The sequence below is a fragment of the Thiomicrorhabdus sp. genome, from assembly GCF_041583835.1.
GTDB lineage: Bacteria > Pseudomonadota > Gammaproteobacteria > Thiomicrospirales > Thiomicrospiraceae > Thiomicrorhabdus.
On record NZ_JBFHFC010000011.1, the window covers coordinates 1 to 24,870 of the forward strand.

A 24,870-nucleotide genomic window follows, 5' to 3' on the forward strand; every position below is an offset into this window, starting at 1 on the left:
ATACGGGCGTAGTGACCCTAACGGGAACGAATACCTACAGCGGCGGAACTACAGTGAGTGGCGGAACCTTGCAAGGCACGACCGACTCATTGCAGGGCGACATCGTGAACAATGCGAATGTTGCGTTTGACCAAAGTGCATCCGGTACTTATGCCGGCGCTATGGGTGGCACAGGTCATCTGATTAAGTCGAATACGGGCGTAGTGACCCTAACGGGAACGAATACCTACAGCGGCGGAACTACAGTGAGTGGCGGAACCTTGCAAGGCACGACCGACTCATTGCAGGGCGACATCGTGAACAATGCGAATGTCGCATTTGATCAAAGTGCATCCGGTACTTATGCCGGCGCCATGGGTGGTACAGGTCATCTGATCAAGTCGAATACGGGTGTATTGACCTTAACCGGAACGAACACCTACAGCGGTGGAACCACCGTCAATGGCGGAACCTTACAAGGCACGACCGACTCATTGCAGGGCGACATCGTGAACAATGCGAATGTCGCATTTGACCAAAGTGCATCGGGCATCTACGCCGGAGCTATAAGCGGTACCGGTAGCCTGGTTAAATCGAATGCCGGGCGTCTCAATTTAACCGGACTGAATACCTATAGTGGCGATACCACGATTAACGACGGAATTCTGTCCGTCAATGGTTCAGCGGCCAATTCCAGAGCGATCGTCAATACAAGCGGCACCTTGGGCGGTTCCGGTACGATTGGCGGAATTTCGCTCAATGGCGGTACGCTTGCTCCAGGTAACTCCATAGGGACTTTGAACGTAGCCGGAGATGTGGATTTTTCTGCCGGCGGCGTATATGCGGTGGAAGTGGATGCGGCAGGCAATTCCGATTATATCAATGCGACGGGCACAGCCACTTTGACGAACGGTTCGGTTCAGGTGATTCCGGAAGCCGGTACTTATAACCTTAGTACCGATTACACCATCCTGACCGCAGCGGGCGGCTTGGGCGGTACAACGTTTGACAGCGTCAGCTCGACACTGGCCTTCCTGACACCGACGTTAACTTACGACGCCAATAACGTTTTGCTGAATTTGCGTCGCAATACATCCGATTATGCTTCGGTGTCCACAACCCCTAACCAAGTCGCAGTCGGTACCATGCTGGATCAGTTGTTCAACACGGGCACTACTAGTGTGGATACGGTGTTAAGCAACCTCAATAATTTGACGGCTGCTGGCGCAAGACAAGCTTATGATGCCCTAAGTGGTGTTCAGCACACCTACAGTAATCAAGTTTCCCTGCAATCCGTCAACCAGTTCAAGGGCTTGCTGTTTGATCGTATAAATACCCCGTCTCCACTGCTTGCTGCTAAAGAAAGCGATCGTATGCTGGCTTATAACGACGGCGAGACCATGACCGATGCGGGTTCGCAATTATTTGATAGTAACCCACCTGCTGAAAAAGAGTGGTGGATTCGCGGTGTGGCAAACTATGGCAACATTGACGACACCCTTAATGTCAGCGGTGCGGATTACAATGCCAGCGGTGTCGCCATCGGTGCCGATTACAAGCTGGATGACAAGCTGACGTTGGGTGCCGCTTTCGGACAAACCCGAACCGATGTCGATGTTGATCTAGGAAGCATGAATGTCTCAACCTACCAAGCGGCCTTATATGGTAAGAAGCGACTTGAAGACGACTATTACGTCAGCGGAATGGCTGGAATTGGATACCATAACACCGAAGCCGATCGTCAAGTCATCGTCGGGTTGACAAACAGCATCGCCAAATCCGATTACAATTCCTGGACAGGTAATATGGCGATTGAAGGCGGTCGCCGGTTTGCCATCAATGAGACCGGTAGCGTCACGCCCTATGCGGGGATTGAATACGCACACCTTTACCATGAAGGTTTTACCGAGCGTGGAGCGGGAGAGGCCAATCTTAAGGTAGCCGACAACACTCAGAACTCTCTGCGCTCCGCCATCGGTGCCCGTATAGAGCAAACTTGGACGACCAATAAAGGCTATCGCGTCCGCCCTTCCGTCGAACTGGCTTGGGTACATGAATATCTCGATGATACGGCTGTCCTCCGTGCCGGTTTTGCTCCGACACCGGAAACGACCTTTAGTTTAGACGGTTCCAAGCTTGACCGTGATCGGGCCAGAGTCGGATTGGGGCTTAATATGCAGCTTTCTGATACCGCCTCTTTGACTCTGGGTTATCAGGGAGAAATTGCAGGTTCCGACGAACGTCAAGACTTCTCCGCTACTTATAGAATGGCTTGGTAAAGCTGTCTATTTCTGAATGGGCGCTTGTCGTTACGGAGTTAATTAAAATCGCCCAGATTAGAGTGGCGAAGTTATTTAGTTGAGGGCTGGCCGTGTAAGATGACCTGTAACCGAGACAGGCCATTTTTCATTGGCTTATTCGTCGGCGTGCTTGGAGATGGGTTTAACGTAATCCAGATCCAGATCCCAAGGAAAATAAATCCATGTGTCTTGAGGGATTTCGGTAATAAAGTTATCGACTAACGGACGTCCTTCCGGCTTTGCATAAACGGTTGCAAAATAAGCTTTAGGCAAGCGCTCTCTTACAAACTTAGCCGTCTTTCCTGTATCAACTAAATCATCAATCAATAGATAGTTTTCACCATCCGTCGTTGCCGTTACATCGTTCAGCACGACCGGTTCGCTAATTTCTTTGTGGCTATAGGTTCGAACGGAAATGGTATCCACTACTCGAATGCCCAATTCTCGGGCAATAATGCCTGCCGGAATCATGCCGCCACGGGTAATGGCGATGATACCGTCCCATTTGTGACCTAAGGCGACGAGTTCATGGGTTAAGGCGCGGCAATCCCGGTGAAGTTGATCCCAGGAGATGATGTGTTTTTTGACTTGGTTGCTCATAGTGAATTACTTTTTTTAATTTCAATAATTATACCGTATTCCTTGTATTTCAATAGGTTGAAGCACGGCATTTATATTTAAAAAAACACTGGTTTTATACGCCGCCGATATTTGTAAAACAGGTTTATTTACGGTTTTGATCAAGTGGCGAATTTAAGTCTTTAGCCGGAAAAAGTGTTATCTCTAGTCACAATGCCGTTATGGAATTAAAATACCCAGCCTCCGGATTGGTGATTTGTAATGCTATAACTGCTAGTGACTGTCGTTAAATAGCTTATTTTTAAGTGCATTGCCATTTATAATAATTCGATAAAAATAAAAGATTAAGGATAGAACATGACTCCAGAACAGGCCGAAATTGCTCAAATGATTATCGAATCGGTAAATTTAGAAGACGTTTCTTTGGAAGAGATTGACCCTAATGAACCGATTTTTAATGACGGGTTGGGTTTGGATTCAATTGATGCTTTGGAGATATCTCTGGAGTTGAACAAACGCTACGGAATCAAGATCAAATCGGACGATCAGAATGTCGGCGAAATCTTTTCTTCGGTAGCGGCCCTAACGGACTTTGTTCAAGCCAATAAACCGGCTTAAATACGCCAGTGTCGCGTTCGTTATTGGAATCGGCGAGAGAGTCGATGCTACAAGGGTTGTTTTCGGACGACCCTTTTGTGCTTTTGGAGGAGGGTAAATACTCCCGCCACCAGATTGTTTCCGCTGCGTTTCGGTTAAGCTCCGATCTACCGGAAGCCCCCGTGGTAATGAATTTATATACACGGCGGCATGAATTTCTAGTGGTGTTGTTGGCGGTGGCGTTTCAAAACGGGGTGACGATCTTACCGCCGAATACGGCCGAGAATACCGTGAACGGACTTCTCGACGAGATTGAAAGTGAACGCAAGCTGATTGTTGGCGATCAAGTTGCGGATCGCAATGCTCTGGCTTCTATCGATCTCGAAACGTTGATGTCGGCAGATCTGGTGAATGAAACGTTATTGCAGCCAAAGCTGCAGACATTAACGGATGCGCAGATATGGCTGTATACCTCCGGTTCGACAGGCAAGGCTAAAAAAGTCGTTAAAACCTGGCATCAAATGATGGTGTTGGCTGCTAAGGCGATCGCACGGTTTGAACTCAATGAAAACAAGACGCCGGGGTGTGTGGTGGCAACGGTGCCTAGTCAGCATATGTTCGGTTTGGAAACCACGATATTCTGGCCGTTGTTTTCAAAATTACAGGTGTGGTCCGGTCGTCCGTTGTTTGCCGAAGATATTAAATTTGCCATTAACCTGGTGCACCAGCCGGTATGGTTGGTTTCGACGCCTTTGCATCTGAAAAAACTGGCGCAGTTCGACACGGATTGGTCTGTGCAAAACGCAGATTTTCAAGATGGTTCGGAAGGCTTAAAAGTGTTGTCGGCGACGGCTCCGTTGGATGTGGAGTTGGCTAAAACCGTCAGTAGGAAAATGCGGGCACGGGTTTTTGAGGTGTTTGGCAGTACCGAAACCGCTTCGATTGCTTCACGTGAAACATTAGTGTTCGAAGCTTGGCGACTTTACGAACATAATCGTTTGCAAAAGAACGATAGTACGGACGGCTATGATGTAATCATCCAGGATTTAGACGAGCGGCATCCGTTACAGGATAAGATTCAGCTTTTATCGCCTACCGAGTTCAGTGTGTTGGGGCGTCAGTCGGATTTGATTAAAGTTGCGGGGAAACGTGCATCCTTGGCGGATTTAAACCGAATTTTGCAAAATCTTCCTCAGGTTGAGGACGGTGTTTTTTGGAAGCCGGAAGACAGTGAACGTTTACAGGCATTTGTGGTTTCCGATGAATCTTCACAGGCCATCCGTCAACAACTGGCTAAATCGATGGATGCGGTGTTTTTACCCCGGCCGGTTCACTTTGTTGAGCGAATCCCGCGTAATGAAATGGGCAAGGTGCCGGTTCATGCGCTGCTCGACTTGCTGAATCAGGCAAAAGGAGAGGTTAAAGGGTGATAATGGAGAAAGGCGATTTAACAGGCTCTTTTGTGATTCCGCACAGCCATCCAAGTATTGCCGGTCATTTTCCGGGTCATCCGATTGTACCGGGGGTGATCTTGTTGGCGGAAGTCGAGCGTTTGTTAAAGGCCAATTATCGCGGGATTGAAATCTTGAAAGTCGTACAAGCGAAATTTAATCAGCCGGTTTTGCCGGAACAATCGGTTCGCATCGCACTGGACGTGGTGGGAGCGAAGAGCCAAGGTCAATTAAAAGCCAACTTTAAACTGTTTACGGAGGCTGACTTGCTAGCGGCATCCGGTCAGTTTTTATTGGAGCGAAAAGGCTAATGTCAGCAAATAGACCAACGGACTGGACCGCTCAAAAAGAACGAACTTCCGGTTTCTGGTTAAGAGTTATCCGTAGATTGGCGTTGTTGCTGCCGCGATGGGCGGTAGGCCTTCTTCTGCATCCGATCACCGTGTTTTATCTGTTGATTTCAAAGCAGCAAAAAGCGGCATCCCGCCATTATTTAAATCAGGCTTTGGGCAGACCTGCCCGCTTTTCGGATGTATACAAACATTTCCTCTGGTTTGCGACCACCATTCTCGACCGCGTTTATTTCCTTACCGGTCGTATCGACGGCTTTGAGGTGGAGTACGAGAATCTAGAGCAATGGCTTGATTCAATGGCGGACAATCCGTCCCAGCTTTATTTGGGGGCACACTTCGGTAGCTTGGATGCTATTCGGGCTTTATCGTTGGACCAGTACGGCATCAAGATTAAAATCGTGTTGAAGGTCGATCAGAATCAGGCGTTGGTGAGTCTGCTGAACGAACTCAATCCGGGGTTGGCCGAGAATGTCATTCCGTACAGCGGTATGAAGACGATTTTCGACATCCATGAAGCGCTTGAAACCGGAAATTCGGTCGCCATGCTCAAGGATCGGGCGGTGGGAGATGAAGCCACCGTGACCGTCAAATTCTTTAACGACCGCATTGCCGTTCCGGTTTCGGGGTTTAAGTTAGCAAAGCGTTTCAATATTCCGATTAACGTTTTCTTCGGTCGTTATGAAGGGGGAAACAAATACCACGTTCATAGCGACCAACTCCTGTTTGATAAGCAGATGAGTTTGCAGGAGATGGCGCAGGTTTATATGAATCGGGTAGAAGAGCAATGCCGGATTTCCCCATACAACTGGTTTAACTTCTACCATTACTGGTTAGACACGGAAAAGACCGATGCGGATTAAGCGCGCGCTGTGGTTGTTGATCTGTCTTTGGACTTGCAGTGCGCATGTTGTGCTGGCTGTGGATAAGGAACAGCTTTATCAATCCTGGCCGCAGCCGGTTGAAAACCAGCTTTTTACCGAAGAACGTTTTGACGAGCTATTGGAAATCAAATCGGTCTATCAAGGGCGCTTTCATTTTGAGAACGCACAGTCGTTTGCGATTGAATATCTTTCGCCCATTAAAGGCAGCTTAAGGCTCAAAAACGATTTACTTGTCATCGATTTCCCTCAACGAAAACTGCAAACCGGTCTGAATCAATTGCCGGAAGTGGCGCAGTTTCTCGCACCGTTACAAAATCTGATATCCGGCCGTCCGCAAGCTTTGGAAACAAACTATCAGGTTTCCGTCGAGACGCTTTCGACGGAGGTATGGCAGATGGTGCTCGAACCTAAGTCAACTATGAATTTGACGGCGAGCCGTATCACGGTAACCGGTAAAACGGTCGATAATCAAACCCGGGTCCAAAGTATCAAACTGGATTTCAATAGCGGCGACTGGCGCCTGTATCGTTTGAAAGATGAATAACTTGAAAGCGTATCTACCCATAATCGGTTTGGTCGCGCTGTTGGCGCTGACGGCCGTTTTCGCTTGGCCGAAGATGACTTTACAGAATCAATTGACGGCATTTTTCCCTAAGTCGCAGGATGCCGAACAATCGTTGTTAATGGGCACGCTTGAACAGATGCTCAATGCCGGTTCCGGCAATCAACCGGTGATGATTTCGCTTTCCGCTTCGCCGCGAACGGATGTACATGCCTTGGCAGCTTTCAGTCGGCAGTTGAAACAGGCTTTGGCAGATCAGGAATGGGTGCAGAACGTGGACAATTCGCCTCCGCCGTTGAGTCGTTGGCAAAGCAGTCCGTTACGGGATTACCGTTACCTGTTCACCGATTTTTCGGCAGACGGCTTAACCGCCCGGATTCAGCAATTGTGGCAGGCGTGGCAACTCGGTGTCGTGTTGGATAAGAAAACCGTACTGAGCGATCCAACGCAACAATGGCTGCATTATTTACGTGCCGGTCAGACCGAGTCTCAAATTCCGACGACGGACGGTGTATGGCTACTGCCTACCTCTGAATCATCTCCGTCACAACATGCGTTGTTATTGGTGAGTTTAAAAGCAAACGATGCCGATGCGCTGAAATCGATTCGTCCTTTCGTCGATCGTTTTATTACCGAGAAGACCGGCTCGGCGGTACAGGCACAACTTTCCAGTGCCGGGCTGATCGCTTTGCAGGCCAGAGAAAAAATGCAGGGCGAATTACAGACGTTATCGATTTTAGCCGCCTTGACGATTTTGCTGTTTTTAACCTTCGTTTTCCGCAATGGCGTTTGGGTCGGATTGAGTTTCGTACCGTTGGCAGGCGCGACGTTGTTTGCGGCAATCAGCGTGAATGTGTTGTTCGGTTCGATTGAAGTTTTAACACTGGCGCTGGGAGTGGTGTTGATCGGGGTGACGGTGGATTATCCGATTCATGCTTTTACGGCAATCAAAAAGGGAGCCGATGCGGCGAACCGAATCTGGCCGATCATCCGCTTGGGAGGCGTCACCAGTTTAATCGGTTTCCTTAGTCTCGGTTTATTGGACATTACCGGTATTCAGCAAATAGCGGTCTTCGCCAGTGTCGGCATATTGACCGCATTGCTGATTACACGAGGCGTGATGTGGCAATTTCAGTGGCATGAAGCGATTCCAGCGAATCCAACCCAAGAAAACCGAATGCACCTGCCGAAAATTTTAAAACGTTCCGTAGAGCGGTTTTTTGAAATGCTTCTTCCTTATGCCGGACGTATCCTGTTGGTTTTGTTGGTAGCGAGTGTGTTTACGGCGATCGTCAAGCCGTTTAATTGGCAGGACGATCTGGCAAGTTTAAGTCCCGTTCCGCAAACGCTACTGACTCAGGACGGTCAGTTGCGAACGCAGTTTCAGCAAGCCGAAGCGGGGCAGTTCTTGCTGATGCGTGCGGACAATGTGGAAAATTTGTTGCAGCAGCAAGAGCAGATAAAGTCGGCGTTGTTGGCGTTGCAACAGGATGGCGTTATGAGCGGTTTTATGATGTTGGCTGATTTTCTGCCCAGCCAATCTTTACAGCACCAACGGCAAAAATCGCTGCCCGAAACCGCCGAATTGCAATCGCAGATAATCGCAGCCGATACGCCGTTGAAAGCTAAGCATTTCAAAGAGTTTTTTAGCCGTGTCAGTGATAGCAAGCAACTGCCGGCAATGAATTTTGATCGTTACCAGACTCTGGCGTTGGATTGGCAGAAAGCCTTGTTGCCGATCCTGGTGTCGTCGATCGACGGGCAGATTGTCGGCAAGGTCTTGCTGCAGGATGTCAAACAACCGGAGGCGCTGAAACGATGGAGTCATCAACATGGTTTGCCGTATTTTCATCAGCGGCAGTTTGTGGCAGATTCGGTATACGAACTTAGAAATCAGCTTGGCTGGGTGATGTTGATGTTTATCTCGGTCATCGCTCTGTTTTTACTGTGGCGCAAACGTGATTTTGAGCAGGCCCGGCAAGTTTTGATTCCGGTGGTTTTGGGTGTGGGTTTGACGTTTTCGAGCTTGATCGGATTGGGGCAGGCGTTGACGGTATTTCACATGCTGTCGGTTTTATTGGTGGTGGCCATCGGACTGGATTACAGTTTATTCGCCCAAGAGGCCAAGCGCACTCCGGAAAGTCTGGAATCGGTGCCGGTGGCTCTGATGACCACGGTGATTTCATTCGGATTTTTGATGTTTACCCAAATCCCGATTCTGGTCGCAATCGGGCAAACTTTGGTGTTGGGCGTATTGTGGATTTATCTGACGGCGCGTTTATATCATCGAGTGTGAATCAATCCTGGCGGATCAGTTCGATTCGATCATCGCCACCAGAGTATCGACTGCCACGCCCGAGTTTTTGACGAAGAAGTTGTTTTTGTTCCAAACGTAACCGCTGAGTACCGATGTGATCGATTGCTTGATCTTCGGTTCCTTGTCGGCGGCAAAGAAGATGGTTTGTAGACGACCGTCGTACCAGGCGTTGACGAATTCGCGGAATACGTCGATGCCCAGCATCATGTAATCTTCGTATTCGGCTTGCCAGTCAACCTGTTCGCCCTGTAATTCCTTGATCGTCAAATCGGCGGCGACAGAGCCGGATTCCAACGCCAGCGTAACACCGGAACTGAAGACCGGATCCAAGAACTCCGAAGCGTTGCCCACCAACACGAAATTGTCTCCATAGAGTTTCTTCACGGCGGCGGAATAGCCGCTCAATGAATTGACCTCATTGATTTTGACGGCGTTTTGGTAGCGATGTTTCGAACCGGGCGTGGTTTCAATGATGTGATCCCAGAATTCCGCTTCGGATAAGTTGAACGATTGGAAAAACGCCTCCGTACAGACGATGCCCACCGAGGTGATGCCGTCGTTGAAAGGAATGTTCCAGATCCAGGCATCGTTATCGCCGTGCACGTCGACATAGATGTAGCCGTCCGTGCCGTCCTCGGGACGGATATCGCCCTTCACCCGGCAGAAGGTGGCGCGTCGCAGCGCTTGTTTCGGTTTGGCATCCAAGTCCAATAAGCGCGGCAGTACGCGCCCGTATCCGGAAGCATCGATGACTTTTCTGGCCTGATAGGTTTCGATGTCACCCTGTTTGGTTTTGACCGTTACGATGTTTTGTTCGGGATCGTAAGCGGTGACTTCGGATTCGAATTCGACGTCTGCTCCCTTACGCTCGGCATCCTTTAATAATTCGTGGTCGAAGGTCTCGCGTTTGACCTGAAACGAGCTGTTGAAAGGTTCGCCGAGATTGTCGTCGAAATGGAAGATTTCGAATTTGCTCTGATCCTGAAACGCGACGCCGCCTTTGAATTGGAAGTTGGCGTTTTCGATCGATTCGAGCATGTTGGCTTCGTTTAGAAGCTGGTTGCAACGTGGCAGAAGCGATTCGCCGATAACAAAGCGCGGGAAGGTCTGGCGTTCCACCAGTTTGACCGAATAACCGGCCTGAACCAGTTTGGCTGCGGCGATCGATCCGGCCGGGCCGCCGCCAATAATAAAGACATCGCAGGTTTTCAAAATATATCCTTTACGGTTTTTATCGTCCGAAATCGTTTTGTTTTTAGTTAAGGGTTCGGAACGGAAAAAGGTTAAAGCGCCGTCACTCGAAAATAGTCGGCTTTTTGGTGAGCGAATTGAACAGTCCTGGCAGGTTCAGTGCACGTTTGAGAAGTTTCTTCGCCACCATAAACGTGATTTGAGTAATGTCGAAGCCCGGACGGAAATGGCTGGCGCGTCGTAGTTCCGGATAGCTGGACTCAATCGGGACGAACACAAAATCAAATCCCTGGCGGGATGCGTCGATCAGAACTTCGCTTTCAAATACGAAGCCCGAAGGGTTATTGGCCCGGGTCTGCATTTCTTTCAGTAAGCGAATCGGATAGAGGCGAAAGCCCGATTGGCTGTCTGCAATTGGTTTGGAGGCTGCCCAGCTGACCCAGAAATCGGCGATTTTATTGGCGATTAGACGGGCTTTGGGAGCGTTTTCACGGTTTTTCAGTCTGGCCGCGATAATCAGGTGCTCAGGATGTTGAGCGTAGGCCGCTTGCAGTTGAGGGATATTGTCCGGGCTGTGCTGTCCGTCACCGTCAATGGTAATGACATAATCCGCACCCAACTCAATCGCTTTGTTGAAGCCGGAGAGCATGGCACCCGCTTTACCTTGGTTCTGCTCATGTTCGATGACGAAGGCGTCAGTTTGTTTGGCCAGTTCGGCGGTATTATCTTTTGATGCGTCGTCGATCACGATGACCCAAGGAGAATACTTAAGCGCCGATGTGGCAACCGTTTGAATGGTCAGAGATTCGTTATAAGCCGGAATAATGATGGCGAAGTTTGGGTTGGCTGTAGTCATAGTCAGTGAATTTTGCTGAGCATCCGTTTGTGGTTAAGTCGTCGGCTGATAAAAGAGCCGGTATGGTACCAGTGAATAAAAAAAGCTTCTATGAAGATTTTGTAAAGGTTGTTAAAGTCCGCAACAAAAGAGTCTTCGGCCGCGATGAGAAACCCATCCAGTCCGAGTCCTTTCGCCATCACCAGGCATCGGTAAAGATGATAACGGTTGGTGATCAGTCCCGCCTTTAAAGGCAAATCGTGTTCTTTTAGATAGATTCTAGCCTGTTTCAGGTTTTCCAGAGTGTTTCTTGAGGATTCTTCCAAGACCAGTTTATCGGCAAGTTCGGGTTGGTTTGTCAGTAAGGTATCGGCGCCTGCCTGTGCTTCGGAGAGGGTGTTCTGATTTGTGATTCCGCCCAATAGGAAAATCTTCTGCTCGATAGGTGTTGTGTTTTGAAGTGTCGACACGCGGTTCAGGCGGGTCTTAAAGTCTTCATCCAGACGATTGCCTTGAAGTTGCTTGCCGAAAACAATCAGTGGCATGGAAGCCTTTTCGGGGAATGTGGTTCCGGCGGATTGCGCGATTCGATAACATTGGAAGGCACGCCAGAACCAGAAAAATCCTAACGTTAATAACGCAGAAAGGATAGATAGAGACAGCATCAACAGGCCGTCCCAGTCCATCCCTTCTTGGGTTGCGCTTGAGGTTAAGCGCATTAATTTACATTCCGCTCAATTGTACTTGAATTCGGTTGTTCAGATTTTGCATCCAGCCATTGAAGTTTCTGTGGATGGTTCTTTCTTCCGGATTGTAGTCTAGAGCCACGCTGGATTTGTATAGCAGGCTATATTCTGTAGCAGAGTACGGGATTGAGATGACGGCCTGGTGTTTACGCAGATTCAGGGTACCTTTTAATTGGTTGTCACCGTTATCGGAGATCATCCAGCCAAGTCCCAAGCCTGCTTGGCGAATCGCTTGTTTAACCTGTTCCGCGGATTTGATGTTGGTCGGAACCGGTTGAGCTTCATATTCGTGCACAGGTTGAGCCGTACAGCCCGACAACGTTAAGATAAAAGTGATTAAAGTTGCGAAAAAAGCGCTTTTAATTGCAAAATATTTCATTGATTTTCCCTGTTTGGTGGAATTAATGTAAATGAAGTTGTGAATCGGATCAACGGTTAATTTAAGTCTCCGAAACGTGCGCCTTGAACCGGAGAGTGCAGCCACATGACAGTGTCTTCGGCATTGGCTTCAACGGTACGTCCGAGTACCGAGCAAGACCCTTTATACCCCGCAAATAAACCACCGCCGGATAGACGACCAAAGTCTGCTGTGGAAACTTTTTTTCCGTCTTTATAAAGCGTTAAACGCATTTCGGTGTATTTGTGATGACCAATGAAAGGGTTGCCCTTACTGTCAATTCTTGTAAAGGTCGGTAATAGGAAATAGCCCTGTTGGGTTGGTTCCTGGGTATCGACAACCGTTACATTAATACCGCTTTCGCTAGCATGTTCCTGAAGTAGTTGAGTGTATTGGGTGGTCAGTGTACATTCCGATAAGGCTGCCTGACTAAATGGCCCTTTGGTTTTATCGATTTGGGCGACTTGAGGCACCGAAACAACGGTGACTTTATCACTGTCAACGGCGCTTTGAGCGGCTGACGAATCGTTAGACGGCTTAGTCGGAGTTCCGCCGCAGGCGACTAGAACAGAAGTTGATAATGCAAGAATAGTTAATTGTAGTTTTTTCATGTAATCCTCGTTGATTTCACTGTATAAGACCTAATACACTTTAGGTACGCATAAGTTACCACTTATACCCGATTTTGAAAAGTGGAATCATTTGGATTCATTTGTTGCGTTTTGCTGTTTAAGCCATCCCGCCATTCACTTGAATGACTTGGTTGGTGATGTAAGCGGCCTTGTCCGAAGCCAGGAAGCTGACGGCATAGGCGATCTCTTCAGGTTGGCCGGTGCGTTGCATGGGAACCATCTTCTTGACGGTTTCCGGCGGAAAGACGTCTTGGGTCATTTCGCCCTCGATAATGCCGGGCGCGACCACGTTGACGGTGATTTTGCGTGATGCCAGTTCCAATGCCAATGATTTGCTGGCGCCGATCAGGCCGGCTTTGGCTGCGGCGTAGTTGGCTTGACCGCGGTTGCCTGTGACCCCTGCAATTGATGCGATGTTGATGATCCGCCCCCATCGTGTACGGATCATCGGTAACAGCAACGGTTGAGTTACGTTAAAGAAACCATTCAGTGAAACATCGATCACCTGCTGCCATTGTTCATGTGTCATACCGGCCATGACGGCATCGTCATGAATCCCGGCATTGTTGACGATGACCTGAACTGTCCCGTTTTCCAACAGCTTTTCCACAGCCGAAGCGACCTCTTCGGGTTGGGTGACGTCGAATTGTACGGCTTGCGCCTTGAAGCCGTCTTGTTCAAGTTGCTCGACGATGGCTTTGGCTTTGGCCAAGTTATTGTTGGCGTGGACGATCACTTCAAAGCCGTCTTCGGCGAGTTGTCTGGCGATTGCAGATCCGATATCGCCGCTGCCTCCGGTAATCAAAGCTCTTTTGGATGTTTGCATAGTCTCTAGCCTTTACACTTCTATTCTTGCGGGTGAATGACCAAGGCCCGTCCCGAACACAGCGGACGTTGTTGTTGGTCGGTCACTTCAAATTGGTACAGTTTGGACTGATCGTCCGCCATGAGCTGGGTCGCCTGTACAAATAAAAAAGGTGTGGTCTGATCGAATTCGCCGAACTCGACGTTCTTGACGCTGGCGAGATAACCTAATTTCGGTGCGTCTTGCTGTTTCGCCTGTAAGCCGCCATGGATTGCGATGGATTGCGCTCCGAATTCGATTAAATGAATTTTGGACAGCACACCGTCTTCTTTGAGCGGGTGATGTTCATCAAGATGCCTGGCGGTGCGGCATTGAATGTTCTCTTCGTCAAACGCCAGTACGCTGTCCCACAGGCACATGTCGCCGCTGTGTGGAATCAGCGCGTCGATCTCGTCGAAGCCGTAGAGAACTGTCTGGGTCATTGGCCGCTCGGAGTCAGGTTGAGGCGGATAGCCTGTTTTGCGGACAGCGGAAAGCGGAACGCTCCCGACTGTCGCTTGGCGATGCTTTTCAATACCGGCAGAAATTCCGCCGCTTTGTTTTCAGGAAATGCTTTGACCGGATCGTTTTGAGGCATTTCATCTGACAGGGTCAACTCGATTTCGGCGATGCTATCGGGCGTGGGTTGCAGGCTGAGAACCATGGAAAATGCAAACGCTTGGAAGTCGGGCGAGTGTTTTTTGATTTCCGGGTCGATCGGCAGATCGTAAACCACCAGCATGACTTTCGGATGCGCAGCGGAAAGCTGGGTGAGCGTTTCGATCAAGGTGTTGGCGATCTGATAATCGCCCGCCGAAATGGCCGAAGCCGCCTGTTGGTTGTGTTTTCCAATCATCCAGTATCCGGCAGGGGCATTATGAACCGAGTTGTGGAAATGGATCGGTGAAATCATCGGCTCTTCCGCCATCACCGCTTCGACCATTTTTGCCGAAATTGTGGTATCGCCGTCCACACAGGCGAACAGGGTCGGCATTTGCGAGATCTGTTCTTCGCTGTAGTTTTCCACCGCTTCTTCCGCCGTGCGCAAGGCCAGTTTAATGGTGTCGGTGGTGCGTCGGCGTTCATTGGCCGGTAAAAACTGCGGGCTGTATTTAGATAACGGTACCGACTGATAGGGTTGTGCGTCACGTAAAACGTCTTGCGAAGCCTGCCAGCCTTCCAGCCCGGGAGCTTGAAGCCCGATGCTTTCGATGTAAGCGATCATCGGCGCGCTCCTTCGGCATTTTGAGCCAAGCTGAAAATCAAGCTGGCATTGTTACCGCCGAAGCCGAACGAGTTGCTCATGCAGTGTCGGATTTCGGTGGTTGTGGTTTCGGTGATCGGGTTCAGATTTAATTCGGGATCGAGCGATTCCAGATTCAGGTTAGGAAAGGCCAATTGGTTTTCCAAAGCCAGTTGGCAGAATACGGCTTCGGTGATTCCGGCGGCGCCAAGCGTGTGTCCGGTATAGCCTTTAGTGGAACTCAGCATCGGTTTGTTCTCGCCGAACAAGCCGTTGACGGCACGGGCTTCCGCCCGGTCGTTGCTTTGGGTTCCAGTGCCGTGCAGGTTCAGGTAATCGATCTGCGAACTATTCAGGCCAGCCATCTGTAGGGCTTCTTCCATGGCGTTTTTGGCGCCTTGCCCTTGAGGGTGCGGCGTGGAGATGTGATAGGCGTCGCTGCTTTCGCCAAATCCGCTCAATTGAATGTTTGTTGAGTTGCCGTCGACTTTTTCCAACAGCATGAAACCGCCTGCCTCGCCGATGTTGATGCCCTTGCGGTCGCAATTCAACGGTTTAACGATGTCCGGGTTGACCAGACCGAGCGCATTGAAGCCGTGGATGGTGGTCAGGCAAAGCGTGTCCACTCCGCCGACAATCACCGCATCCACTAAGTCGTGGTCGATCCAGCGCGAGGCCGAAGCGAACACTTTCGCACTCGACGAGCAGGCGGTGGAAATGACGATTCTGGGGCCGTAGATTTCCAAGGCATCTGCACAGAAGTCGGCTAATGAATTCATCCTGTGTGTGGTTTCGTAGTGGTAGCCTGCATCGAATTCGCCTTCCGGTGATTTATGTTGCCAGGCCTGTTCGGTTTCCAAAATGCCGGAGGTACTGGTGCCGACAGCCAATCCGATTCGGGAGGCGCCGTATTTTTGTTTGGCGGCTTCGACCGCTTCGAAAAATTGGTCCGTTTGCAATGCCATCCACGCCAGTTGATTGTTGCGGCAATGATATTTCTGTAATGCCTCGGGGAGTTCAACTTGGTTCACTTGCGTGACTTCACCGTAAAAAGAATCCAGTCTGGGATCAAGTGAAACGAGGGTGTTCTTTAAGCCGGTTTGGTGGCTTTTCAAAGCGGATAGATGAGCGTTTTTTCCGCTTCCCATGGCGCTGACGAGACTAGAGGCTGTAATTTGAATGGCGTATTTCATCATACTGGGTGTTCACAGTCTTGGTTCTATAAGAATTATGCGTATTTTAAACGCTATTTTTTTGATCGGGGGAGTGTTGTGGTTGAAATTGCCAAATTGTTTTCAGTGAGATTTTCGAAATGTCGCCGACGAAGCGGCCGATCGAACCGTGGTCTTTATTTGGAAAGAGCCGTTTGCGCAGATAGAACTCGCCTAGGAAGAGGACGGCCATGCCGGCAAAAGAGAGGATATCCAGATGATTTGAAAACGGAGTTTCAAGCCAGGTCTGTTGAAAAAAAAGAGCGTCTGCTTTGGCAACCAAAATCCAAGTCAGGAGAATGACCCATGCCCAGGTCACTTTGCGAGTGTAGTTCAATTCATCCTTTCCGACCGAGTCATCCATCAATAAGGCATAACGACTGATTAGAGGCGTTTTCTTCGGTAACAGGCTGCTTATGAAGAGGCTGTAAACCATCAATAAAATGCCTAAAGTCAGAAATTGCATCAGTGTTTTCAGCCAACCCGACGACAAGTATAGAAGCAGAAGCAGGCTTAGGATGACGAGTCCGGAGATAAGCGGTTTTGTTTTCACTACTCCAGACCTTTAACGGTTTCTTTCGAGGTATAGAAATTCCAGGTGGCGACGATGCCGAATGTTTCCGAACGGTAGGTTTCCATTAAAGGACTGTCTTTATAGACGGCCTGGTGCATATCCTTTAGTTTATAGAATCCGCCCACCCAAAAATCGTTGATATGCCAGTTCAAACCCAATGTATAGGTAAAACCGGAAAGTCCCCCCGATGTGCTATAGGCCGGTCGGGTGTCGGTGGCTTCATCTTCGGAGACGCCGTAGAAGTAATTGTGGAATCGATCGGTACCGAAATTCGCGGCCGCGCCGAACGTCAGTTTCAGGCGCTGACGATCGGCAAAGTTACGGCGATAGTAATAATAGAGTCCCAGGCTAGTGACCCAGCCCTCTTCATGCACCGAATGGAAGTCGGAAGCGATGACCCAGCGAACCGGTAATTCAAACTGCACATCATTTAACCCTTGTCTGTAAAGACGGTAACTCATCACCGGACCGAATTCGATGGAGGCATCCAAGTCATGCATTCCGTCACGTAAGGCGTTGTCCTTGCTGGAGACGGGAATAGAACCGGAAATGCTTAAGTCCAAGGTCATTCGATCAAAATCAAATAACGCTTTTTTGATCTCTTTTTGTTCAATCGAGAACTCTTCGCCCCGATAAGTGATGTAGGGGAATGGCAAAATCAGATTGTTTTGTTCTTTCGAGCCGGGATAGTCGGGGTAGGAGAGTAGCGACGGTCCCAGGCCGAATTCCCATTTGGGTAGATTTTGTGTGCGCTCGGCGGCAAAACCGGTTGTTGTGCTTGTTACTAAGAAGAAAGCCAGCGCTCTGATAAATAAATGCATGGAAGTCGTGTGCTAATTCGATTTAGGTTAATGAGATTATCTTAACGTGTTTTATTTCTGTTGAATACGGAATCTATATTCACGGACCTCCTCTTTTCGCTTTTTGGGTACTCATCTTTATTTCGAGTGGATTTAAGTCGCTTGTGTCTGACGTTGTGCTGTTTTTAGCAACAATTAATGTCTGTTTATCTGCATTCACATAAAGAATAAAAAGTTCTTTGAAAGAATTATATTTGTTGTTACTATATATAAAAAAAGTTTCTTGGAGAGAAATAAATGCGAACAAGTTCTTATGTTTTGACCATTTCATGTCCGGATAAGATCGGAATCGTGGCCAAGGTTTCGAATTTTCTGGCGGATCGCGGGTGTTTGATTACCGAGGCGAATCATCATGCGGATGCTGCGTTGGGATGGTTTTTTATGCGCAATGAAATCGCCGATATTCATATGGATGAGTCGCAATTTGAAAAAGAGTTTTCGGTGATTGCCGACGAATTTGAAATGGAATGGAAGTTGACCTCTCCAAAACGAAAAAAACGCGTTTTGATTATGGTGAGTAAGCAGGATCACTGTTTGGCCGATTTGTTATATCGCTGGAAGAGTGGGGAGATCGATTACGAGATTCCCGCGGTTATTTCCAATCATGCCGATCTCAAGGATTTTGTGGAGTGGCACGGTATTCCTTATCACCATATTCCGGTAGCGGCCAACAACAAGCCGCAGGTGTTTGCGGAGATCAATCGATGGATCGAGCATTATGAGGTGGATACGATCGTTCTTGCACGCTATATGCAGATTATTCCCCCCGATCTATGCGACAAATATCCGAGTCAGATCATTAATATCCATCACAGTTTCTTACCTTCTTTCATTGGCGCAAAACCTTATCATCAGGCCTACGAGCGTGGCGTGAAATTGATTGGAGCGACCTGCCATTACGTCACCAAGGATCTGGACGCCGGTCCGATCATCGAGCAGGACGTGAGTCGCGTGACCCATAGTGAATCCGCCGAAGAGATGGTGGTTTTAGGTAAAGATGTTGAAAAGAACGTACTGGCAAGAGGTTTGAAATATCACCTTGAAGACCGCGTACTGGTGCACGGCAATAAAACCATAGTGTTTGCGTAAGGAGCGACCGAGATGCCTTTGAGATTGTTGAAATATGCGTGGCAGAAGCCGGAGGAAGAACCTCGTTTCTTCCCTGACGAAAAGCCGCTGAAGAAGGCATATGACGTCGTCATTATCGGCGGCGGCGGACATGGTATGGCTTGCGCTTATTATTTGGCGAAAGAACACGGCATCACCAATGTTGCCGTATTGGAGCAGGGCTATATCGGCGGCGGGAACACGGGTCGAAACACCACCATCGTCCGTTCCAACTATCTGACGGCCGAAGGGGTCAAATTCTACGACCAGAGCGTGAAACTGTTTGAAGATTTGAGCGACGAATTCGACTTGAACATCTTCTATTCGAACCGCGGACATTTCACCTTGGCACATACCGACAGCGCGATGCGTACGATGCGCTGGCGTGCGGAAGTGAACAAGCATTACGGCATCGACAGTGAAGTGGTGGACGTCGAGACCATTCAGAAAGACATTCCCTATATGGACGTTCAGTGTAACGGTCAACATCCGGTTATGGGCGCGCTGTACCACGCACCGGGATCGGTCGCGAGACACGATGCGGTAGCTTGGGGCTATGCGCGCGGTGCGCAGATGCGCGGTGTCGAAATTCATCAGAAAACCCAAGTAACCGAGATCAAAACCAAAGACGGAAAAGTGGTGGGGGTGCAAACCAACCGCGGCTTCATTGAAACCTCCAAAGTGATTTCGATGGTGGCGGGATCGACGCCGAGAATCACCAAAATGGTCGATATGCAGACGCCGATCGAAGTCTTCCCTTTGCAAGCCTGCGTTACCGAACCGGTGAAGCCGTTTATGAATACGATTGTCGTGTCGGGTAGTTTGCACGTTTATGTCAGCCAGTCGTCACGCGGCGAATTGGTCATGGGCGCCTCGGTCGATCCGGCCGAATTGCACTCCACCCGCTCGACGCTCGATTTCGTCGAAGGTTTGACCGATCAGATGATGGATCTGTTTCCGTTTACCAGTCGCGTGAAGATCATGCGCCAGTGGGCGGGGATGAGCGACATCACGCCGGATTTTGCGCCGATCATGGGCAAAACCGATCTGGAAGGCTTCTATTTAGATGCCGGTTGGGGAACCTGGGGATTCAAGGCCACGCCGGTCAGCGGTAAGACCATGGCGTATACGGTCGCCAACGATCGCAATCACGATCTGATCAAGCCGTTCAACCTTTCTAGGTTTGAAGAGTTTGCGTTGGTAGGCGAAAAAGGGGCCGCTTCGGTCGGTCATTAGGGAGGTCTTATGAAATTTGTCAGCTGTCCGCATATCGGCAACCGCGCGTTGAGTGAGTTTACCTATGGCGGCGCATTACGAAACGAACCGGATTTTGAAACCGTTTCCGATAAGCAGTGGGCGGACTATGTCTTTCATCGTCATAGCGAACCGAAAACTCAACAGGAATGGTGGTATCACCGTCCGACGGGTATGTGGTTCATTTTTACCAGAAATACCCTGACTGACGTCATCAGCCAGGTTGAACTTGCAACCGAAGTCTGCACCAAGGGGGCTTTAAATGAAGCTTAGATTGCCACCACAGCCTTACGAATGGCTTGATCGCAAACAGATCATCGAGTTTGAATTCGAAGGTGAGGTTTACGAAGGATTCAAAGGCGATGTGATCAGCGGTGCTTTATGGGCTAACGGTGTGAAAACACTCGGTAGAAGCTTCAAATACCACCGCAGAAGAGGGCTGTTGAGTTTCGCAAACCACGATATCAATGCACTGTTTCAGTCAAAAGATTATCCGAATATCCGCGGTGACGTTACCCAGATTGAAGATTACATGAACGTTCGCGCCGTCAATACGTTCGGTTCTTTAAAGCACGATAAGGGAACGCTGGTCGAATGGATCGGAAAATTCCTGCCGGTCGGTTTCTACTACAAGGCGTTCTATTCGCCTAAGTTCCTGTTTCCCAAATGGGAATCCTTGATCCGTACCATGGCGGGACTAGGCAAGGTCGATACCGCTTGGGGCGAAGAACGTAAGCCCAAGCGTTACCTGCATTGCGACGTGGCCGTGATCGGTGCCGGTCCGTCCGGTATGGCTGCGGCATTGAAAGCGGCCGAACAAGGGGTGGATGTCTGCCTAATCGACGAAAACGCCTTTATCGGCGGTTCGTTGGATTATCAATATGCCAATGAACCGGAACAGGTTTCTAACCGCAAGCGTCTCAAACAAGGCATCGCTTCCCATCCTAATATTCAAGTAGTGTCTTCGGCGTATGTTGCCGGTTATTACGGAGACCACTGGCTGGCGATCAATACCCCGCAAGGTTTGATTAAGTTGTCGGCACAATCCGTGGTCGTGGCGACCGGTGTATTCGAACAACCTGCGGTTTTCCGTAACAACGATCTTCCCGGCGTGATGAACGCCAGTGCGGCGCAACGTCTGATCAGTCGTTATGCGGTGAAACCTTGCAACACAGCGGTGGTGTTAACCGCGAATGCCGAAGGTTACCGAGCCGCATTGGATATGCAGCAATCCGGGATTGAAGTCAAGGCTATTCTTGATACCGGAGAGCGCCTCTGTCGTTGGGTGCAAGAAGCGGAGAGCAGCGGAATAATCATTTATAAAAACGTCGAGATGGTTGAAGCGATCGGTAAACAGGCGTTAGAGGGAATCGTTTTCAAAGCAAACGGCGAGCAGAAAACGCTCGAGTGCGACGGTTTGTTGATGAGTGTCGGCTGGGCTCCGGCAGGCGCACCGATCTATCAGGCGGGCGGCAGGTTTTCTTACGATTCGACACTGGAACAGTTGTTACCAAGCTTGTTGCCGGACGGTGTGTTTGCCTGCGGCCGCCTCAACGGCGTGTTCGACATCGAGCACCGAATTCAGGACGGCGAACAGGCCGGTTTGAATGCCGCGTTGTATGCAAAACGCGAACCTTTGGTCGATTGTTTGGATTTCCGTGCCGCACAGGCGCATTCACATCCGTTCCCGATTTGGGAGCATGAAAAAGGCAAAAACTTCGTCGATTTCGATGAAGATTTGCAATTGAAAGACTTGAAGGGCGCTATTGCCCAAGGGTTTGACAATATCGAGTTGATGAAGCGTTTCTCCACCATCGGCATGGGGCCGAGCCAAGGGAAACACAGCAATATGAACGGCATTCGTATTCTGGCTAAAGCGCGCGGACAGTCGATTGATGCTACCGGGTCGACGACCGCCCGCCCGATGTTCCATCCGACGCCGGTATCGCACTTGGCGGGCATGCGTTTCAGACCGGAAAGATTGACGCCGATTCATACCTTCCACCAGCAGGCGCAAGCGAAATTCATGGAAGCGGGAGCCTGGCTGAGACCGGAATATTACCGTACAGGACTGCCGAGAAAGATGTGTATCGAAGCGGAAGTGAAAGCGGTGAGAAATTCCGCCGGTCTGATCGACGTATCGACGCTGGGTAAATTGGAAGTGTTCGGTCAGGATGCGGCGGAATTGATGGATCGTCTCTACACCATGCGCATGTCGAATATGAAAATCGGTGCAAGCCGTTACGCTTTGATGGTCGACGATGCCGGTGTGGTGATTGACGACGGCGTCGCCATCCGTTACAGCGAGGAACACTTCTATGTGAGCACGACGACCACCAGTTCGGATTCGGCTTATCGCATGATTCAGAAAAAACTCATTGAATGGAAGTTGAGTGCAACGGTATTGAACCGTACCGGACAGTTGGCGGCAATGAACTTGGCCGGCCCGAACAGCCGCAAGGTTTTGGCTAAGCTGACCGATTTGGATTTGAGTAACGAAGGATTTCCTTATTTGGCGATGCGTCAAGCGAAGCTAAGCGGTTATCCGGTGACTTTAATCCGTGTTGGATTCGTCGGCGAACTCGGTTACGAGATCCATACGGATGCGTCGAACGGTTTGGCGATCTGGAAAACGATTATGAAGGCCGGGGAAGAATTTTCAATCAGACCTTTCGGTGTCGAAGCCCAGCGTTTGCTGCGTTTGGAAAAGGGTCACATTATCGTCGGCCAGGATACCGACGGTCTGACCAATCCGTTTGAAGCGGATATGGGATGGGCGGTGCATTTACAGAAGCCGTACTTCCTAGGCAAACCGAGTTTGTCGAAGTTGAAGGTGATGCAGTCGCGTACTCTGGTCGGCTTCGAGTTGCTGTCGAACCAGGCTGAACATGTGCCGTTGGAGTCGAATCTGGTCATCGAAGACGGAGAAATGGCCGGTCGTATTACCAGTATCGGTTTCAGTCCTGCGCTCGATAAACACATCGGATTGGCTATGGTTGACGTGGCTTTGAAAGCGATTGGTTCAACACTGCATATGCGTTTGAGCAACGGCCGAATGGTTCAGGCGAAAGTCGTTGAAACCCCGTTTTACGATCCGCAAGGATTGTTGCAAAAACCGCAAGAAACGTTGCAGGAGGAAGTCGCATGAGTGTGTCTTTAAGAGTGAAGAATTCCGCCAACCTGCAACATCTTCGAGGACCGAATTTATCCGAGGTGTTGACGCGTTTCGAATCGTCGGATTTAGCGTTGTTCCGCTATCGAAACTTAGCGGAAGATCAATTTATTGCCAAACTTGGAAGAGAAGAGTTGTTGATCCGTTCCGAGATCGACCTGTCTGATTCTCTCGAGTCTGGCCAATACGCATTCCAAAGAGGGGATGCCATGTTTGAGCTGTCAGGAAACTGGAAAGGCTTGTTGTCGGAAGTGTGTATCTTCGACTTCAGACAGAGTCGTCCGGGTGATTTTTTGATGGTTTCGATGGCCGGAGTGTCGGTTTGGATGTTGGTTCCGGAAGTGGATAAGCCACTGGTTCTGGGATGCGATCCTACCTACGGTCACTACTTATTGGAGACTCTGCAACGGCAGATTGATGAATCCCCTTTCTTAAAAATGGAGTGAGCAATGACAATCGAAGAAGCTAAGGCGTTCTTGGAAGAGAACCAAATCAAATTTATTCTGGCGCAGTTTGTAGACATTCACGGAGCGGCTAAAACCAAATCGGTACCGGTTCACTGTCTTGAAGCGATTGTGGAAGACGGTGCCGGATTCGCCGGATTCGCGGTTTGGGGCCTAGGTCTGGAACCGCATCAGGACGACTATATGGCGAAAGCCGATCTGAGCACGTTGAGCATTGTTCCTTGGCAGCCGGGATACGCCAGAGTCGCTTGTACCGGTTATGTGAAAGATAAACCGTATGAATACGACACCCGTTACATCATGCAGAAACAGATTGAGCGTCTGGACGAGTTGGGCTGGACGTTGAATACTGGAATCGAGCCGGAATTCAGCTTGTTGAAGCGCGACGAAGAGGGTCGTGTGGTGCCGTTTGACGATACCGATAGATTGGACAAGCCTTGTTACGACTACAAAGGTATGTCGCGTTCACGCGCTTTCCTGGAAAAGTTTGTCGATTCATTGCAGCAAGTTGGCTTTGACGTTTATCAGATCGATCATGAGGACGCAAACGGCCAGTTTGAGATCAATTACACCTACACGGATGCGAAAACGTCGGCCGACCGCATCACGTTCGTGAGAATGGCCGGGGGCGAGATCGCCAACGACATGAATATGATCTGTTCGTTCATGCCGAAGCCGAATGCCAACCGTACCGGTAACGGACTGCATTTCCACCTTTCGATTACCGATGCGCAAGGCAATAACCTGTTTAAGGACGATTCCGACAGCAACAATCTGGGATTGTCGGAAATGGCGTACTACTTCCTGGGCGGTCTGATCCACCACGCTAAGGCGATCTGTGCCTTCGCCGCACCGACCGTCAACTCCTACAAGCGTCTGGTGGTTGGCCGTTCGCTTTCGGGAGCGACCTGGGCGCCGGCGTTCATCAGTTACGGCGATAACAACCGTTCGGCGATGGTGCGTGTGCCTTACGGACGTCTTGAGTTCCGTCTGCCGGATTCGGGTTGTAACCCTTATCTGGTGACTGCGGCGATCATCGCAGCGGGTCTGGACGGTATCGCTAAAAAGCTTAGCCCGGGTGAACCTCATAACATCAACCACTACGACCTGTCGTTTGAAGAACTTAAGGATATGGGCATTGAAACCCTGCCTCAGTCTTTGTTTGAAGCACTGAACGAATTGGAAAGCGATCCGTTGTTTGTCGAACAGTTCGGCGAGAACTTCATTAACGAATTTATCAAGATCAAACGCATGGAATGGGTCGAGTATCAGCGACACGTATCGGATTGGGAATTGAACCGTTACGTCGAATATTTTTAAA

The 24,870-nt window shown here is 49.7% G+C and carries 25 protein-coding genes; 13 read left to right on the top strand and 12 right to left on the bottom strand.

Features of this window, described 5'->3' with window-relative positions:
* The coding region (locus tag ABY044_RS07205; RefSeq protein ID WP_373019551.1) for an autotransporter domain-containing protein at window positions 1-2,258 on the top strand (2,258 nt) is incomplete at its 5' end.
* A 135-nt stretch (window positions 2,259-2,393) separates the two neighbouring features.
* On the opposite strand, the gene gpt is transcribed toward ABY044_RS07205, so the two are convergent.
* Window positions 2,394-2,879 carry a xanthine phosphoribosyltransferase gene (gene gpt, locus ABY044_RS07210; protein WP_373019552.1) on the bottom strand — a complete coding sequence of 162 codons (486 nt, stop codon included), beginning with the start codon at window positions 2,877-2,879 and terminating at the stop codon, window positions 2,394-2,396.
* 336 nt (window positions 2,880-3,215) lie between these two features.
* Between gpt and ABY044_RS07215 the strand changes: the two genes are divergently transcribed.
* Genes ABY044_RS07215 through ABY044_RS07240 form a run of 6 tightly spaced genes read left to right on the top strand, consistent with a single transcriptional unit; the run spans window position 3,216 to window position 8,998 of the window.
* Window positions 3,216-3,476 (top strand): phosphopantetheine-binding protein, encoded by a 261-nt coding sequence (locus ABY044_RS07215; RefSeq protein WP_373019553.1) that lies wholly within the window; start codon window positions 3,216-3,218, stop codon window positions 3,474-3,476.
* A gap of 8 nt (window positions 3,477-3,484) precedes the next feature.
* A complete protein-coding gene (locus tag ABY044_RS07220; RefSeq protein WP_373019554.1) occupies window positions 3,485-4,885 on the top strand; it encodes an AMP-binding protein in 1,401 nt (466 codons plus the stop codon).
* A gap of 2 nt (window positions 4,886-4,887) precedes the next feature.
* Window positions 4,888-5,217 carry a hypothetical protein gene (locus ABY044_RS07225; RefSeq protein WP_373019609.1) on the top strand — a complete coding sequence of 110 codons (330 nt, stop codon included), beginning with the start codon at window positions 4,888-4,890 and terminating at the stop codon, window positions 5,215-5,217.
* Window positions 5,217-6,119, top strand: coding sequence for a hypothetical protein (locus tag ABY044_RS07230; protein WP_373019555.1), 903 nt, complete (start codon window positions 5,217-5,219; stop codon window positions 6,117-6,119). Before ABY044_RS07225 ends, ABY044_RS07230 begins: the two co-directional genes overlap by 1 nt.
* A complete protein-coding gene (locus ABY044_RS07235; RefSeq protein WP_373019556.1) occupies window positions 6,109-6,684 on the top strand; it encodes a LolA-related protein in 576 nt (191 codons plus the stop codon). The genes ABY044_RS07230 and ABY044_RS07235 overlap by 11 nt, the downstream gene beginning before the upstream one ends.
* The gene (locus ABY044_RS07240) at window positions 6,677-8,998 is read left to right on the top strand and encodes an MMPL family transporter (RefSeq protein ID WP_373019557.1); all 2,322 of its coding nucleotides are present in this window, start codon (window positions 6,677-6,679) and stop codon (window positions 8,996-8,998) included. The genes ABY044_RS07235 and ABY044_RS07240 overlap by 8 nt, the downstream gene beginning before the upstream one ends.
* A 15-nt stretch (window positions 8,999-9,013) precedes the next feature.
* Here ABY044_RS07240 and ABY044_RS07245 read toward each other — a convergent pair whose 3' ends face one another.
* The 11 genes from ABY044_RS07245 to ABY044_RS07295 form a co-directional block, all read right to left on the bottom strand.
* Window positions 9,014-10,231, bottom strand: coding sequence for an NAD(P)/FAD-dependent oxidoreductase (locus tag ABY044_RS07245; protein WP_373019558.1), 1,218 nt, complete (start codon window positions 10,229-10,231; stop codon window positions 9,014-9,016).
* Between the two features lie 82 nt (window positions 10,232-10,313).
* The gene (locus ABY044_RS07250) at window positions 10,314-11,066 is read right to left on the bottom strand and encodes a glycosyltransferase family 2 protein (protein ID WP_373019559.1); all 753 of its coding nucleotides are present in this window, start codon (window positions 11,064-11,066) and stop codon (window positions 10,314-10,316) included.
* Window positions 11,067-11,068: 2 nt separating this feature from the next.
* Window positions 11,069-11,764 carry a YdcF family protein gene (locus ABY044_RS07255; protein WP_373019560.1) on the bottom strand — a complete coding sequence of 232 codons (696 nt, stop codon included), beginning with the start codon at window positions 11,762-11,764 and terminating at the stop codon, window positions 11,069-11,071.
* Between the two features lie 4 nt (window positions 11,765-11,768).
* On the bottom strand, window positions 11,769-12,170 hold the full coding sequence (locus ABY044_RS07260; RefSeq protein WP_373019561.1) for a hypothetical protein: 402 nt from the start codon (window positions 12,168-12,170) through the stop codon (window positions 11,769-11,771).
* Window positions 12,171-12,226: 56 nt separating this feature from the next.
* The gene (locus tag ABY044_RS07265) at window positions 12,227-12,799 is read right to left on the bottom strand and encodes a hypothetical protein (protein ID WP_373019562.1); all 573 of its coding nucleotides are present in this window, start codon (window positions 12,797-12,799) and stop codon (window positions 12,227-12,229) included.
* A 118-nt stretch (window positions 12,800-12,917) separates the two neighbouring features.
* A complete protein-coding gene (gene fabG, locus ABY044_RS07270) occupies window positions 12,918-13,646 on the bottom strand; it encodes a 3-oxoacyl-ACP reductase FabG (RefSeq protein WP_373019563.1) in 729 nt (242 codons plus the stop codon).
* Between the two features lie 20 nt (window positions 13,647-13,666).
* The gene (locus ABY044_RS07275) at window positions 13,667-14,107 is read right to left on the bottom strand and encodes a hypothetical protein (RefSeq protein ID WP_373019564.1); all 441 of its coding nucleotides are present in this window, start codon (window positions 14,105-14,107) and stop codon (window positions 13,667-13,669) included.
* Window positions 14,104-14,889 carry a beta-ketoacyl synthase chain length factor gene (locus ABY044_RS07280; RefSeq protein ID WP_373019565.1) on the bottom strand — a complete coding sequence of 262 codons (786 nt, stop codon included), beginning with the start codon at window positions 14,887-14,889 and terminating at the stop codon, window positions 14,104-14,106. Before ABY044_RS07280 ends, ABY044_RS07275 begins: the two co-directional genes overlap by 4 nt.
* Complete coding sequence (locus tag ABY044_RS07285; protein ID WP_373019566.1) at window positions 14,886-16,103, bottom strand: beta-ketoacyl-ACP synthase; 1,218 nt, start codon at window positions 16,101-16,103, stop codon at window positions 14,886-14,888. Before ABY044_RS07285 ends, ABY044_RS07280 begins: the two co-directional genes overlap by 4 nt.
* A 43-nt stretch (window positions 16,104-16,146) precedes the next feature.
* Window positions 16,147-16,671: a hypothetical protein gene (locus ABY044_RS07290; RefSeq protein ID WP_373019567.1), complete on the bottom strand. Its 525-nt coding sequence runs from the start codon at window positions 16,669-16,671 to the stop codon at window positions 16,147-16,149.
* A complete protein-coding gene (locus tag ABY044_RS07295) occupies window positions 16,671-17,513 on the bottom strand; it encodes a MipA/OmpV family protein (protein WP_373019568.1) in 843 nt (280 codons plus the stop codon). Before ABY044_RS07295 ends, ABY044_RS07290 begins: the two co-directional genes overlap by 1 nt.
* Before the next feature lie 276 nt (window positions 17,514-17,789).
* On the opposite strand from ABY044_RS07295, the gene purU reads away from it, so the two are divergent.
* The 6 genes from purU to glnT are packed head-to-tail and all read left to right on the top strand — an operon-like array spanning window position 17,790 to window position 24,869.
* Entirely contained in the window at window positions 17,790-18,641 is an 852-nt protein-coding gene (gene purU, locus ABY044_RS07300; protein WP_373019569.1) for a formyltetrahydrofolate deformylase, read from the top strand.
* A 12-nt stretch (window positions 18,642-18,653) separates the two neighbouring features.
* A complete protein-coding gene (locus ABY044_RS07305; protein ID WP_373019570.1) occupies window positions 18,654-19,895 on the top strand; it encodes an FAD-dependent oxidoreductase in 1,242 nt (413 codons plus the stop codon).
* A 9-nt stretch (window positions 19,896-19,904) separates the two neighbouring features.
* Entirely contained in the window at window positions 19,905-20,186 is a 282-nt protein-coding gene (locus ABY044_RS07310) for a sarcosine oxidase subunit delta (RefSeq protein ID WP_373019571.1), read from the top strand.
* Window positions 20,176-23,061 (top strand): glycine cleavage T C-terminal barrel domain-containing protein, encoded by a 2,886-nt coding sequence (locus tag ABY044_RS07315; RefSeq protein WP_373019572.1) that lies wholly within the window; start codon window positions 20,176-20,178, stop codon window positions 23,059-23,061. Before ABY044_RS07310 ends, ABY044_RS07315 begins: the two co-directional genes overlap by 11 nt.
* On the top strand, window positions 23,058-23,531 hold the full coding sequence (locus ABY044_RS07320; protein WP_373019573.1) for a hypothetical protein: 474 nt from the start codon (window positions 23,058-23,060) through the stop codon (window positions 23,529-23,531). Before ABY044_RS07315 ends, ABY044_RS07320 begins: the two co-directional genes overlap by 4 nt.
* Before the next feature lie 3 nt (window positions 23,532-23,534).
* Entirely contained in the window at window positions 23,535-24,869 is a 1,335-nt protein-coding gene (gene glnT, locus ABY044_RS07325) for a type III glutamate--ammonia ligase (protein WP_373019574.1), read from the top strand.
* Window position 24,870 lies beyond the last annotated feature (1 nt).

Bases quoted from the DNA above. Each gene is read 5' to 3' on its own strand.
- gpt (WP_373019552.1), bottom strand. From the start codon at position 2,879: ATGAGCAACCAAGTCAAAAAACACATCATCTCCTGGGATCAACTTCAC.
- ABY044_RS07215 (WP_373019553.1), top strand. From the start codon at position 3,216: ATGACTCCAGAACAGGCCGAAATTGCTCAAATGATTATCGAATCGGTA.
- ABY044_RS07225 (WP_373019609.1), top strand. From the start codon at position 4,888: ATGGAGAAAGGCGATTTAACAGGCTCTTTTGTGATTCCGCACAGCCAT.
- ABY044_RS07230 (WP_373019555.1), top strand. From the start codon at position 5,217: ATGTCAGCAAATAGACCAACGGACTGGACCGCTCAAAAAGAACGAACT.
- ABY044_RS07235 (WP_373019556.1), top strand. From the start codon at position 6,109: ATGCGGATTAAGCGCGCGCTGTGGTTGTTGATCTGTCTTTGGACTTGC.
- ABY044_RS07240 (WP_373019557.1), top strand. From the start codon at position 6,677: ATGAATAACTTGAAAGCGTATCTACCCATAATCGGTTTGGTCGCGCTG.
- ABY044_RS07250 (WP_373019559.1), bottom strand. From the start codon at position 11,066: ATGACTACAGCCAACCCAAACTTCGCCATCATTATTCCGGCTTATAAC.
- ABY044_RS07255 (WP_373019560.1), bottom strand. From the start codon at position 11,764: ATGCGCTTAACCTCAAGCGCAACCCAAGAAGGGATGGACTGGGACGGC.
- ABY044_RS07260 (WP_373019561.1), bottom strand. From the start codon at position 12,170: ATGAAATATTTTGCAATTAAAAGCGCTTTTTTCGCAACTTTAATCACT.
- ABY044_RS07265 (WP_373019562.1), bottom strand. From the start codon at position 12,799: ATGAAAAAACTACAATTAACTATTCTTGCATTATCAACTTCTGTTCTA.
- fabG (WP_373019563.1), bottom strand. From the start codon at position 13,646: ATGCAAACATCCAAAAGAGCTTTGATTACCGGAGGCAGCGGCGATATC.
- ABY044_RS07275 (WP_373019564.1), bottom strand. From the start codon at position 14,107: ATGACCCAGACAGTTCTCTACGGCTTCGACGAGATCGACGCGCTGATT.
- ABY044_RS07280 (WP_373019565.1), bottom strand. From the start codon at position 14,889: ATGATCGCTTACATCGAAAGCATCGGGCTTCAAGCTCCCGGGCTGGAA.
- ABY044_RS07285 (WP_373019566.1), bottom strand. From the start codon at position 16,103: ATGATGAAATACGCCATTCAAATTACAGCCTCTAGTCTCGTCAGCGCC.
- ABY044_RS07295 (WP_373019568.1), bottom strand. From the start codon at position 17,513: ATGCATTTATTTATCAGAGCGCTGGCTTTCTTCTTAGTAACAAGCACA.
- purU (WP_373019569.1), top strand. From the start codon at position 17,790: ATGCGAACAAGTTCTTATGTTTTGACCATTTCATGTCCGGATAAGATC.
- ABY044_RS07305 (WP_373019570.1), top strand. From the start codon at position 18,654: ATGCCTTTGAGATTGTTGAAATATGCGTGGCAGAAGCCGGAGGAAGAA.
- ABY044_RS07310 (WP_373019571.1), top strand. From the start codon at position 19,905: ATGAAATTTGTCAGCTGTCCGCATATCGGCAACCGCGCGTTGAGTGAG.
- ABY044_RS07315 (WP_373019572.1), top strand. From the start codon at position 20,176: ATGAAGCTTAGATTGCCACCACAGCCTTACGAATGGCTTGATCGCAAA.
- ABY044_RS07320 (WP_373019573.1), top strand. From the start codon at position 23,058: ATGAGTGTGTCTTTAAGAGTGAAGAATTCCGCCAACCTGCAACATCTT.
- glnT (WP_373019574.1), top strand. From the start codon at position 23,535: ATGACAATCGAAGAAGCTAAGGCGTTCTTGGAAGAGAACCAAATCAAA.